Below are 13,518 nucleotides of genomic sequence, written 5' to 3'. Positions count from 1 at the left end.
GTTAAATAATTATACAGTTTATTTTATTACTATGTTATAAACGGATTCATTTGTGGCATACATCCCCTTAATTTCTCTCATAATCGTCGCTGGACTTTTTGTTGTGACGATAGTTAATTTTTCAATTGTGAGAAAAAATATGAAAATGCAAAGTGGACGGCAAATATGTCCTAGAATAATGGAAGCAAGGTTTAAACTCGAGAATATGGAGGTATTTACCAAGATGGCAAAGGAAAGTCCTATATTTGAAGAACGATTTTCTTTAGTTGATATCTCTGACGAATATTATGCAATAGTGGCTTTTCTGGACTTATTTGAATTCTTATTTCACTTAATAAAAGAAAAATGATTTCCTCTGACATTCGGTTTCGCTGGAAAGGTCTTGCTGAAACAATAATGACAAAACCAAAATTTAAGGGAATATGGGATAAAACCAAATCCTATTCATTCTGTTGAATTCAGAAGTTTCATGAATTCCCTATCAGTAATATGTTTTAGGATAATCTCCCGGCCAGGATGACAATGATAGTTCCCGAAAGTTGTTGATAAAAGTACGAGGTAGACCTAAGCACTATAGTATCCATATGGTAAACAGTATTGAAAATTCTCAAATAGTCTTTCGATGATAATTCTGTAAACAGAATTTAAAACATCACCTAGTTAATCAATTTCATTGGTGAATTACTACGTTTAGTATAATTCATATTTCACTAATCTGTATGTTAGCCCTTGTTGTATAAGTCAAGATAATTCGTGCCACTTTTAATATTATTTTGGAAACTCCATCTAATCAATCCGGGTGCAAAGGTTTTTCTTTCCATGATCTCAATATTGTTTAATATCTTTATTCATATGGCCGTTTACATTTTTCTAAATTTAATGACATTTTGTCGTCATTCCACTTCCTGTTTCCATGCAATAAATCCAGTTTCAATACTAAAGGCATTAAACCCTTGTCTATTAAGCTCATCTGTACCGATGTTCGCCCTGTTGTCCATTGCAAAGTAAAGTTATACTGGAACTTGTGTATGTCATCTAAATCTCCATTTCGGAGTCTTATTTAGTGTGCCAGTGGTATATTGAATGTTCCCCATATCTTGCTATCCCACCATCGAATTCTTGGACTTTCATCTCGGTTCCTTCTCTTACATCTATTATAATATATTTGCCCGGCTCTCGTTTATTTTTATAAGTCTCTCGGAGCTATTTCTTTTGTCATTATAATACAATACCATACACTAACTATATTTGATTTCCGTATGTACCAGACTACTACGATAGTAAAAAGACTCAAACTGCAAAAATGCATCACATACTATGGAAAGTTATTCACTTCAAAAGTGATTGTTGATCCAAGAAGATATTTTGGAGTGCAACTTATATGAAATTCTTTTTTCTAAAAATTAATTGATCACACAAACACAGTATACAATCCTTCAGTCAGGTCTTTGACATTCCTGCATTTCATCTCTAAATAATACTAAACTTTGAATTATTTAAGGTACACAGTTAGACTGGTAATTCATACTTTTTATTCTCCTATATAGGAATGTATATACAATAACGCTACTATATTCACTTTGATAGTTTAAATGAGCCTAGAAGAAGATGCAATAAGCCTCCATCGAACACTAAAGGGAAAAATCGAAATTCACAATACAATTGCCATAAATAAATCTTTTAAAGGCAAGAACGATGTACTTGACCTTATTTATACTCCTGGTGTGGCATATGTAGCCAGAGACATAAGTAAAGATAAAAAATTAGCATTTGATTATACGTCAAAATGGAACAATGTCGCCATTGTTTGTGACGGGACCCGAGTATTGGGATTAGGAAATGTTGGTCCAGAAGCGGCAATTCCAGTCATGGAAGGAAAATCAGTATTGTTCAAAGTTTTAGGTGGTGTGAATGCTTTTCCTTTGTGTATCGACACCAAAGATAAGGAGGAGATAATTAAATTAGTAAAATCCATTCAACCAATTTTTGGTGCTATAAATATAGAGGACATTGAATCACCCAAAGTACTGGAGATTGTAGAAAGACTACAGAAAGAACTTACGATACCGGTCTTCCATGACGATCAACATGGTACAGCAATAATCGCTTTAGCAGGATTATTAAATGCACTTAAACTAGTACAAAAGAAAATAGACAAAATAAGAGTGGTAATTGCAGGAGCAGGTTCAGCCGGATATGGAATATTCAGAATACTGACAGAAGCAGGATGCAAGGATATTGTCGTAACTGACAGCATTGGAGCATTATATGAAAATCGGATTGCGGGTATAGAAAATCCATATAAAAGAGAGATATCAAAGAAATCGAATCCTATGAAATTAAATGGGAGTCTTATCGAGGTTATAAAAGGGGCAGACGTATTCATAGGGGTGTCTGGAAAGGGTAAATTGATAAATAGAGATATGATACAAACAATGAATTCAGACCCAATTGTTTTTGGTTTAAGTAATCCTGATCCTGAAATTCTACCTCCTGATGCTTTAGAAGCAGGTGCTAAAGTTGTTGCTACTGGTAGATCAGATTTCGCAAATCAAATAAACAATGCAGTAGTTTTCCCATCAATACTGCGCGCTCTTTTGGATCTTAGAATCAATACTTTAAGTCAAGGTATGCTGGTAGCCGTTGCTACAGCCATAGCAAATATACTCGATAATAAACAGTTAAAATTGGATTATATAATACCGAAAGTTGACGATCCTCGGATTATTCATATCGTTACTGATACATTAAGAAATGCAATACAAAGTCATATAGAAAATAAGGCTAAAACTATAACATAATCAGTTTATGATCACACATACTTTGGGTAAAGAATTCCGATCACCTATCTGATTGTATAGTGAACTGGGGACAAAAAAACTATCCATCATCTTTCCAAACTTTCTAATTTGTCAATAAATCACAATTCTGGTGAGATGGTAACAAGGTTTAAAAAGGAAGACACTCTTATTAATAGATGGCAAATTATGAAAATATAAAAAATTGTTTAGATCAAAATGGAGAGGTAATGGTAAGGTTGGATAATAATGAAAGGATTGAACTGCATAAACATAACGTAAGATTTGATGATAAATCAAAAGAAATAATAATTGATGCTGGAACTGAAACCTTTTGGATTGGAGCTGATAAGGTTTCATACTATTGGATACACAAAGAAGGCTTTAGTAAAGAATAATATCTTTTCTTGCCATTTTCATTTGTATTGATAAATGATCAAAGCTACCTATATCAGATAGTTTAGAGCCAATAAATCAAAAGGACAACTCGAATTAATTCATCCAACTTTTATAAAAGTTATCTGATTTAGTTAATTGCTTAGTGCTTCCTAACTAATATTGGATTGCAAAGCGTTATAAGTATTACTAGGATCACGTAAATATGCCAATAGATCCAGAATTTCCAAAGAATCACCAAATTATAGGAAAACACAAAAACGCAGATGGGAGATATCATTTTGTTTGGGGCCCAGGAAGAACTGATGCTGAATCCTCTGAAAATGCAGATGTTCAAGAGGCTTATAAGCAAAGAAATGAAGAATATGTAGGTCTAGGAGTGCATGGAACTTTTGTAGCATTAGACTGGGATTCGTGTATCGCTGATGGAGCTTGTATAGAAGCATGTCCTGTTCAGGTATATCAATGGTATAGATCAGAACAAGATGTTCCTGCAATAGAGATGACCAATGCAACAAGTGAAGGAATAGGTGAGGATCGCAATAGAGATGGCAGAAAAGATTTTACAGATAAATCAGACCCAATAAGAGAACGCGACTGCATTTGGTGTATGGCATGTGTAACAGTATGTCCTACTCAATCAATAAAAGTTGATGAAGCAAATTTACAGGTTCATGACGAAATGTCAAAGTCTTTGGGTGAAACATGATAAATAAATGAGTGACACCATTTTATTATTGTAGAAATAATTGCATTCGAATGTATTACCATCAAATAAGCTTGATTTTTTCATTGTGTCCCTGCAACTGTAAAGTTCATCACTAAAGCACTTGCTGTAATAACAGTTGCTTTTAATACCCTATCCCGATCGACTTTTTGCATTTTTTGAATCATACTGGCAAATAAAGGTATAGTACCGATAGGGTTAATTACGGCAAAAAGGGATATAGTGGTCCTTAAAAGATCATCAAAAATACTCAGAAATGAAAATAAATTATGATGCAGTAGAATCTATATCAAATATCATCATCTATATTGTAATTATATTTGTTATTAAGATTCGCCCTATAGTATCGTTTTGTCAATGGGAAGATATCGGCACAATCTATAATTGATAACAAAGGGTGGTGTCAAAATTTCAATAATGTGATGCAATCATTCAAGATTATGAATGTGTACAGTATTGTGTTTATTACACATGGGTTTTGCATAGAGGACATTGAACAGTTGATGGTTCGTCACAAGCAATAGTGTCACACTGATATCCTTTAATTGACGTCTTCTCCTATATCTTTTGATTAAGCGGCATAACTGAAGTTTCTTATCATCCTATATTTTAATAAAGTGAAAAGATCGATCCTTTGATTATAAGTGTTGAAGTTAGTCGGATGGAGGGCTTTTGTCTGTAATCTACATTTCAATTTTAATTAGTATAAACGTGCATCAACTCAAATTCCATAATTTTCCTTGTTAAAAATGGTTCGAACCCGTGGGCATACAATTGATTGCTGAATAAAATAAAGCATTAAAAACAATATCTATCTATCACACGAATCAACTATGCAACTTTCGTAGGCTTTGTCACGTAAACGCAGCAGAATTTCTCTAGAAAAAAATTTTTAGATATCCATATTTTCACATTATTATAGATCGATCATCTAACTTCTAATTTGAAGTTTGGAATCTTATCTGCTTTTTTTATAGAACTGATCAATAACTCCGTGTTTCTAAAAGTAAAATATTAGCTTAGTCAATATGTCAAGTGATTTTGACTTCCCTGTTATTAGGAAAGAAGATTTGTTAAATTGTCAACATCCATTATTAAATCATCTTTGCCGTTAATATTAAAGCCCGTGGATCCTAAATAATCAAGAGTAAGGTTATTAAACAATCTGTCGATTTCACTAGAGGCATTCATGGAATAGACTTTATAGTCGTTTTCATTTACAAAATTGCCTTGATATATCATAAACATAGATATCATTATTACAATTCTTATCAAATTTATTGACATCAGCTGATCTATATCATATGGGCATCAGGAATAAAAGGCTGATCTTGTGTTATTTACATATAAATACAATAATTGTCTCTAAATACCAATAATAAAACAATAATCTGCAGGACCAAAGATGAGAACTCAAAAAATAAAAGTCTGGTCAGAATGTGCTTAAGTTAAAATCAGTGAAACTAGGAACGGTAAGATCATTTTCTTCCATGATTAATGGAAGAAAACTTCTAAACGCTTTATTATATCTGCCTTGTAATTCTATTTTATGGGTTTACCTTGCGGTGATCCCCGTTCAAATAAATTCGCTATGTCAATAGGCTTGATAACATCAAACGGTCCTCATGGTCATGATATTATGGCATGCGAATGAATATATCATCTATCTTATAGACCAGGGCCTATAGCGGTTTCTTTAGGACTCACAAAGGCCACTGTCAAAAACATCACAACGTCAAAAGAATTTGGAATTATCTTAAGTGCAACTGATCAGACAATACTTGCTAGTGTAGCTGGAGGAGATAGTAGAAGATACCATAACAAAATTCATACTTTGAAGGATTTGGGGTTTCAGTTCTAACAAGCAGATAGTATAGATGTGTTTATGGTGAAAGGGGCTTCATTAAGTTCTGAATGTAAGTTATTCAAAGAGGTCACTTTTTGGGATCATGTAATGCTAATTGGAGAGATAATATATGCAATATATAATTCTGAGAAAGAAGCGTTAATATACATTAATGGAAAATATTGGTCCCTACATTCCATAGAAAAGCCTAATGAGGATACACGTCAAAGTATAAAAGATATTTTAGAGAAACATAGTACACTCCTATCAATAATGATGAATTTTAGTAAAATCAATCATTTAAGATCTTAACTTTTGGAATTGGTATAAAATGATCATTATATTTAATAGACAATACGTTGAATTTACTAGATGGTTCAAGTTGAATTTTCAGCAACTGATGTGAAGAATTTAAAAGTACTTTTGCAATTCTCAAAAGATGCATGTCCATTAGAAAGTCTTGAAGGAAATATGGATAATGATTATGTTGATACTCTGATAGAAAAATTGGAAAATGCGACGAGTTAAAGGATGATACTAAATAAACTTAATCGAGCAAAGTCATTGTAATCATTTCTATCTCCATCATTGTTTATTGATGGTAGATGATTCAAAGCAGTAAGTTGTAAAACATGAAAAAAGATAAATTACAGACGAATATAGACCCGGGCTTTATTGAGGGCTATTCAGGTTTATTTGATTTGACATAATTTAACACATTACTCTTCCTCTGTAAAATAGACATGAAATTTAATATAATTAAATGCAAACAAATCCAACCATTATTTTAAAAGGTTTAATTCAGTTCTTGTACTTTAGGGAAAGTAATCGCAAACCTGCTATGTCTTATCACTGAGATATTGCGAGGTTACCCTGTAACCTTTTTTTCACATCGAGATTGGATGTAGTGATAAAGTCTCATGAATCTACAAGTTTGTATATGATTCCATGTTTTACTACGGGTGTTACAACTGATTGTTATTAAACTTGACGTAATCTCAAGCGAATCTCTTCTACAATCATAGTTATCTTTTTGGGTACAGACAGTGTTAGAACTGTAATATTACAAATTCATCTAAAAATTCGACCGCTTAGTTTAAGACTCCATTTACAATGAATATAAAACTCAAATTGATTATTGAAAGTATTTAGTCTAAAAGATAATTTTTTTACTATTTAGTGGAAGAGGATTTCTCTGAATTTTCACTATGCTTTACATTTTGACTAATTCTAACAATGAGTTCCTGAATTTGTTGATTTTGTTGATTTATGAACTCAGTTATTTTGGCTAAAACATCCTCAAGCTCCATACCTTTTCTACCCGGACCACTGCCATCTACTAGCCCTCCAAATATTGAATTATGCATATCATGCAATTCCTTATCACTATGACTATCTCCCAGGATATTAGATAAAATACCAATAATACTATGTTGTTGCCCCATTACAGTTAACATTTTGCCAACACTTACGGTAACAGGACCTGCCAACTGTTTATTAATAAATTGTTTATTGAATCGAGCCGCATTAGCAATTACATCTGACGGAGTTAAATTATTTTTATCTTGTTTATTATTTTGAGTTTGATTATTCATGTTCTAGAATAGAGAATAAAGTATATAATCATATTCATATCTTGTAGGGTATTTCATGAGATCGTCTTTGATAATTTAATTAATTTTACACTTTCAAGTATATTCTTTATATCTTCCAATGTAATAATTGATTATTTTGGATCTTTTACACTCCGTATACTAGTTATGTTTTTTTAAAAATATTCAAATGATCAGAATATGAATCCAGTTATCTACAATCATACAAACATTGTTTTTTACAACGATGTCTGCAAGAGGCTTTGTGACACATCACTTCTTAATTCAAATCAACAAGATGCAGCGGACCAGTTAATGTTTTTTTCTTTTCCTTAGAAAAAATCTGTTGACCAATCAACATATTCGGATTTACAAATTCTATCAGTTGCATAAATTTTACCCTGTATTCGGGTTGCAAAAATCCTATTGTCATTGTAATTGATTGTCTTATATGGAATACTATCTATTGTCAATCAAAAACATATTGATTCTATCATCGCAATAAGAGGGCATTTTTTTAAATATGCATCGTGTTGATATGGTGTAATGGATAAAGTTGACGCCTTCCAAAAGCAATTCTGACATCTTAAAAAATATCTTAAATTTCTAAAACGCAATCTATTGCTATAAATTCGCTCTTGTCGATTATCCTCTAATTTCTGCTTTTGTAAGAAAATAGACGACATCTGGTACAAGAGGCGCCCAGTGTATTTATAAGTTATCGATAGATTATAAATTGACGTTACTGACTTCAATAATTAATTTTTAATAAATGAAATGTAGTTTAGATAAATTTATAATATAACATTGATTATGCTTTTATAAAATATTTTGGTTTATTTAATAGTACGAAACCTGATCTATAGCTATCTAGTAAGTTGCAATACTGGTATCAATAACTATTTCCCTTGAATCGTCATCAAATCTTACGCTATGTTTATGCAGTTCAATCCTTTCATTATTATCCAACCTTACCATTACCTCTCCATTTTGATTTAAGTAGTATACTATCACTTAGCAATTCGACATGGGTTTGACGTCACTATTGGAGTAGAAATTTAAGTTCAAAGTATTAAACATCATTCTTCCCATTACAAATTAATCCCTATATGAAAGAAAAGTCCATCTAGTTATGGAACAATATAAAGTAAATTGATTCAAAAAATAGCCCTATGTTACAAATATTTGTACTTCCATTATTATTATGGAACTGGTTACTACAGCTAGTATATATCTATTTGGTTGAAGTAATCATCTCATAAACATGTATGTGAGTGGAACATGTTTTATCGCAAAGAATAAATGATTAATTTTATTAATTTTCTGCTTTTTTACATCTCTATAAGGCGTTATCCTTGTCTTTTGCAAACCGTTTTCTGTCTTTTTCAAACTGTTTTGATTGAGTGTTTTTTGTTTGTGAAACTTTTGAATCGTATTTATTATTTTTAAGTTGTTCTTTAATTGAGGTTACATTATTTTTACTATAGCCTGCATATGATTCAGCTATTGTATTTTGATTTCTTTTCTTTAGTTCTTGTGTAACATATTCTCTAATTTTACTAGAGTAAATGAAATTGTCAATAGGAGGATTCTCGGCCAATTTATGTACTAGCGATTTAGAAATATCTTTAGCAATCAAAAATGGTGTACCAGCTCTACTAATTCCTCTTACAAGCTTTTCCTCATCGAATTTTTCAATATTCCCACTCCGTTTTTCTACAGTTAATTCTGACAATGACTGATCTTTCGAATTTTCCGTCATTTCAACTATATTCTACAATGTTTTGATATAAAAGAATTAGACAAACTATCATAATTTCAACTCTAAAAAAATTCTAATTTTCCACCTTGTTCACATATTCTGTATACTTTTCTGAAGCCGCAAAAAATCACTTTTTATAAGTTACTGATATGATAATGACATCTAACGCCAAAAATTAAAAACTAAAACAAAAGTGTTTGCAATGACGTACATATACTTTTTGTTTAATCAGTTGTTATTTTTATTATTTATTTATTTAGTATTCTTTTTGAATTTATTATCATTCTTTGTGATATTGAGTAAACCGGATTTGCTGACTATACATTCAAGTTTTTTCTTATTTGATTTACTATTTTGGGACAATAAACGTGATAAAGAATGAGATTCTCCGATTTGTCTATTTATACAGACCATAGTAAGTAACCTTCACTATCTAGTATAGAGAATTCACTTTTTCGATAAACATTAAAGTAGTTTTGAATTACTTGTTCTACTGTAATATTTGAGTTTACATGTATAAAATCTGTAATCAAAACATCCTATAGTCTCCGATTAGATAATTTGTTTGATAACTCATGTAGTTGTAGATATGTTTTATCATTCCCAAAATAATTTAGACTTGAGTATCCAAACCCCACAATCCCACAAGAGATGAGCCTTTAAATATAGTTATAAAACCATACACTATCAATCCGAATGAAATCCTGTGCCTACCTTTAATACAAATTTGGTGGCTTCATCATACTCTTGTTCCATTTATCTAATAAAACATGCGATATATTTCCCCATCTAATGAAAACGCTGTTAACAAGTTAAATGCTCCAACCAGGGTATTCATTACCATAGAATAAATGAGACCACCTGAAAAAATATATTTACTAAATGTGGTGGCAAGATGCATAGGGCGTTTGATTTTATAAATTATAATCAGTCGTTTATAAAATATTGCTAGAATAATTAGTGAATATCTTCATGGTAAAGTTTTCTTTTGACATGTTTTTTACATCCTTCATGGTTTGGTCGACACTTTTTTTCTAATATTTCAGCCGGTGCAGTAATGAATGTACTATGAATACAAAGTTGCATTACGATTTGCTCTACATTTGATAAATCCATGTTACTTACTAACTAATAGTCTTTCGCTGTAAGGTATGCAATTACATCATTTGTAATAATCACTGAATCATTGAATCACTATTCCCAATTTAACCTTTCAAATCCTTATCAATTACGTTCTATACTCCATGAGAAGGATACTAATGATCTTCTCATTTCTGTTTGATTTTCACTTCTGCAAGTTCAGGTTTTCTTTTTATGTCACATTGTGATTATTGTTATTGCATTTGTTGGCGGGAAGATTTGATTTCAATTTAGTCTACTTCATATCTGCATATCTGCTTTTAACGTAAGAGGAAAAACGATTTGTTCTTCTTCAGAAAAGTGATTGCTCAGTTTTGTAGCAAATTCATTAATTTCATTCTGAACTTTTTGTCGATATTGCATATCCTGTTTACTTTGTTGGTAAAAATTATTTTCTATATCTGGTATTGTATGTTTTAGAAAATTTACAACCCAATTATGCTCCTGCATTATTTTAATAGAATCGGCGGATTCTTCTTTCGCGTTATGCATTATTACTCGCATTAACCTTGCTTCTTCTTCAACAGCGTGTTTGATTATCGATTCGCTCATCTCATGTATAGCTTCAATTGCTTTTGTAATGTTACTCTCTTTATTATATCTAGTTATATTGTTTAAAGATAATCCAAATTCTATATGTTCTTGTTTTAATCTACTAATCATATCGGGGATGGATTTATTAAAATTGATTTTATAAACCATTTATGTTTTTATTTAATATTATATATTAATAAGATACTTAATTTAATACTCATCTCTACGTTTATTATTGGTTTGTTTCAACTTCCTTAAATAACATAAAATAATATAAAATCTCAAAATAAAAAGGCTGTCAGGATAATCAGATGTTACTTGGGATTATAAAATCTGAATTTCTCTAGATTCTGCCTTGAAACCTATCCTTGCATGCGTACCATCACAATATGGTTTATTCTTAGAACCACCGCATCTGCATAACACTGTAAAGGTTTTACCATCTACCATTACCATAATGGGTCCATTTTCTGTACATTTGAGTTCGACTTTAGTCATATTCTATTACTATAGTATAGATATATAAAGAATATTGTTTCTCCTTTTTTGCCACAAAAAACATTCTCACTTATGAACCACATTTAACCTTGGTTGCCAAATATTATTGTACTTTGTTCCATTAATGGAGATTAATTATTTGCTAGATAAGTTCATTATTCTCATTTATCTACAATGGTGGGCTAATCATACCTAGATATTGGTCCAGTATCCTCAACTTCAAAGACAAAAAAAGAGGCTCGCCTAACTAATATTGAATGTTGTTATTGCTTACAGGATAAATTGATCGTACTCAATGAAGCGCTCCGAAAACGAGGTAAATGGTATCAAATCAGAGCCTCGTCTGTTTATTATGAATGAGTATGATAATTTTTTAGTACTTCATGCACCTTGTTTCTGAATAACGTTAATCCAATTCTTTTGGCATATGGTTGTCCCTTTGCGAATGATTGGGCTAAATTATTTACATAATCCATTCCAACATTTGGAGGCATAGGAGGTTCGAAAGGATCAACATATGCTTCAATTAATGTTGGTTTATTCTCCTTCATAGCCTTGTGGATAATAGATGCTGCTTCAGATGCTTTTTTTATTGAATAGCCTTTACCTCCACATGCTTCAGCAAACTTTGCAAAATCAATTGGAGTAAACTCTACCCCATATTCGGGATTTCCAAGAAAACCCATCTGTTCCCACCTAATCATTCCTAGAGTATTATTTTTTATAACAATGACCTTTATTGGAAGATCATACTGAACAGCAGTGGCAAATTCACCCATTAACATAGTCAAGCCACCATCGCCAACAAATGCGACAGATTGTCTTCCTGGAAAAGCAATCTGTGCTGCAATTGCATAAGGTAAACCATTTCCCATACTAGATAAAGTCCCTGAGAGGGAAAATTTCATCCCTTTTCGTATGTCTATATAACGAGCGGCCCAGGATGTGTTGGTGCCACAGTCCACAGAAATAATTGCGTTTTCCTCTAATTCCTCAGAGACCATCATTGCAATAGCTTGTGGCTTAATAGGATTATCGGTTCTACTGCTTCGTTCTCTCAATAATCTATTCCAGTTTTTCATTGCTTGCTGCTTTGATTTTAGAAATTCTAGATTTTTCTTTTGAACCAACAATGGAAGCAATTCAGAAAGTATTGTCTTTGAATCACCTATCAAACCAATTTCAACTGGATATCGTAGACCAATCTTTTCGGCTTTTATATCTATTTGAATCCCCCTTGCTTGACCTGGTTTTGGTAAATAATCTGTATATGGAAATGACGTCCCGATCATAAAGAGAGTGTCCGCTTCACTCATTGCATCACTCGATGGTTCAGTGCCTAGTAAACCAATACCGCCCAAACTGTAGACGTTGTCGTCAGGAATTACCGCTTTACCTAAAAGAGCTTTGACAACTGGTGCACCTAATCTTTCTGCGACTGCAATAACTTCTTCTCCTGATTGAAGAGCTCCCTGTCCAGCTAATATAACAACCTTGCTCCCTGAATTAAGAATTTTAGATGCTTTTTCTATTAATGCATGGTTTGGGGATGTTTCTGTAATATGTACATCTGATGTATGATAAGCCACATTATGTCTAGAATATTTGCCACTTAGCTTTTTTTCTTGGACGTCGATAGGAATAGTTAGGTGGCTTACCCCTCTCTGTGCTAATGCAGTTCTACATGCAATATCTACAGTCATTTCTGCTTGCTCAGGAACAGTAATCATACTATTGTAAACTGTAACATCTGAAAATAATTGCAACAAATTAACATCTTGCTGATAATTAGAATTCATCAGATCCGAGTATGTAGTACCTGTAATTGCAAGAACAGGAGTATTATCCGCCTTGGCGTCATATAGTCCATTTAAAAGATGGATTGCTCCAGGCCCTGAAGTAGCCACGCAGACACCTAACCTGCCGGTATATTTGGCATAAGCACAAGCCATAAATGCTGCAGATTCTTCATGTCTTACGAGGATGAATCTGATTTTATTCTGTCTCAGTCTTAATGCCTCAATAAATCCATTTATTCCATCACCCGGTAACCCAAAAATGACATCTACATTCCAATCAAGTAATGCTTCGGCGATGATATCCGCTGTACGCATGTTCTCATATTCAGTCATATATTGCTATAATAACACATTATTATATAAGATCAATTTCTTTTCATAATTATTTTCTATCCATGATTATATAGCTAGTTAAACACATAATCC

At 32.2% G+C, this 13,518-nt stretch carries 13 protein-coding genes; 6 read left to right on the top strand and 7 right to left on the bottom strand.

Annotation, left to right across the window (positions count from 1 at the left end; all coding sequences use genetic code 11):
- Nucleotides 1-52 precede the first annotated feature (52 nt).
- From NMY3_RS05880 to NMY3_RS05865, 4 genes are all read left to right on the top strand, one after another.
- Nucleotides 53-349 carry a hypothetical protein gene (locus NMY3_RS05880; protein WP_196817985.1) on the top strand — a complete coding sequence of 99 codons (297 nt, stop codon included), beginning with the start codon at nt 53-55 and terminating at the stop codon, nt 347-349.
- A 1,243-nt stretch (nt 350-1,592) separates the two neighbouring features.
- Nucleotides 1,593-2,801 carry an NAD(P)-dependent malic enzyme gene (locus tag NMY3_RS05875; RefSeq protein ID WP_196817984.1) on the top strand — a complete coding sequence of 403 codons (1,209 nt, stop codon included), beginning with the start codon at nt 1,593-1,595 and terminating at the stop codon, nt 2,799-2,801.
- A gap of 176 nt (nt 2,802-2,977) precedes the next feature.
- Nucleotides 2,978-3,196: a hypothetical protein gene (locus tag NMY3_RS05870; protein WP_196817983.1), complete on the top strand. Its 219-nt coding sequence runs from the start codon at nt 2,978-2,980 to the stop codon at nt 3,194-3,196.
- 203 nt (nt 3,197-3,399) lie between these two features.
- The gene (locus NMY3_RS05865) at nt 3,400-3,903 is read left to right on the top strand and encodes a 4Fe-4S dicluster domain-containing protein (protein WP_196817982.1); all 504 of its coding nucleotides are present in this window, start codon (nt 3,400-3,402) and stop codon (nt 3,901-3,903) included.
- An 80-nt stretch (nt 3,904-3,983) separates the two neighbouring features.
- Here NMY3_RS05865 and NMY3_RS17050 read toward each other — a convergent pair whose 3' ends face one another.
- Both NMY3_RS17050 and NMY3_RS05855 read right to left on the bottom strand, forming a co-directional pair.
- Nucleotides 3,984-4,169 carry a MarC family protein gene (locus NMY3_RS17050; RefSeq protein ID WP_425319397.1) on the bottom strand — a complete coding sequence of 62 codons (186 nt, stop codon included), beginning with the start codon at nt 4,167-4,169 and terminating at the stop codon, nt 3,984-3,986.
- An 808-nt stretch (nt 4,170-4,977) separates the two neighbouring features.
- Complete coding sequence (locus NMY3_RS05855) at nt 4,978-5,208, bottom strand: hypothetical protein (RefSeq protein ID WP_196817981.1); 231 nt, start codon at nt 5,206-5,208, stop codon at nt 4,978-4,980.
- A gap of 598 nt (nt 5,209-5,806) precedes the next feature.
- On the opposite strand from NMY3_RS05855, the gene NMY3_RS05850 reads away from it, so the two are divergent.
- Complete coding sequence (locus NMY3_RS05850) at nt 5,807-6,079, top strand: flavin reductase family protein (protein WP_338140372.1); 273 nt, start codon at nt 5,807-5,809, stop codon at nt 6,077-6,079.
- Nucleotides 6,080-6,139: 60 nt separating this feature from the next.
- Nucleotides 6,140-6,295: a hypothetical protein gene (locus NMY3_RS05845; protein WP_196817979.1), complete on the top strand. Its 156-nt coding sequence runs from the start codon at nt 6,140-6,142 to the stop codon at nt 6,293-6,295.
- Nucleotides 6,296-6,939: 644 nt separating this feature from the next.
- On the opposite strand, the gene NMY3_RS05840 is transcribed toward NMY3_RS05845, so the two are convergent.
- The 5 genes from NMY3_RS05840 to NMY3_RS05820 form a co-directional block, all read right to left on the bottom strand.
- Nucleotides 6,940-7,362, bottom strand: a complete 423-nt coding sequence (locus tag NMY3_RS05840; RefSeq protein WP_196817978.1) for a hypothetical protein — start codon at nt 7,360-7,362, stop codon at nt 6,940-6,942.
- A gap of 1,336 nt (nt 7,363-8,698) precedes the next feature.
- Entirely contained in the window at nt 8,699-9,121 is a 423-nt protein-coding gene (locus NMY3_RS05835) for an ATP cone domain-containing protein (RefSeq protein WP_196817977.1), read from the bottom strand.
- Nucleotides 9,122-10,501: 1,380 nt separating this feature from the next.
- Nucleotides 10,502-10,963 carry a hemerythrin domain-containing protein gene (locus tag NMY3_RS05830; RefSeq protein ID WP_196817976.1) on the bottom strand — a complete coding sequence of 154 codons (462 nt, stop codon included), beginning with the start codon at nt 10,961-10,963 and terminating at the stop codon, nt 10,502-10,504.
- Between the two features lie 156 nt (nt 10,964-11,119).
- Nucleotides 11,120-11,293, bottom strand: a complete 174-nt coding sequence (locus tag NMY3_RS05825; RefSeq protein WP_196817975.1) for a CDGSH iron-sulfur domain-containing protein — start codon at nt 11,291-11,293, stop codon at nt 11,120-11,122.
- 350 nt (nt 11,294-11,643) lie between these two features.
- A complete protein-coding gene (locus tag NMY3_RS05820) occupies nt 11,644-13,425 on the bottom strand; it encodes a thiamine pyrophosphate-dependent enzyme (RefSeq protein WP_196817974.1) in 1,782 nt (593 codons plus the stop codon).
- Nucleotides 13,426-13,518 lie beyond the last annotated feature (93 nt).

The organism is Candidatus Nitrosocosmicus oleophilus (assembly GCF_000802205.1).
GTDB lineage: Archaea > Thermoproteota > Nitrososphaeria > Nitrososphaerales > Nitrososphaeraceae > Nitrosocosmicus > Nitrosocosmicus oleophilus.
Note: the sequence above shows the minus strand (reverse complement) of the source record. Positions and strands in the feature narration are given on the sequence as shown.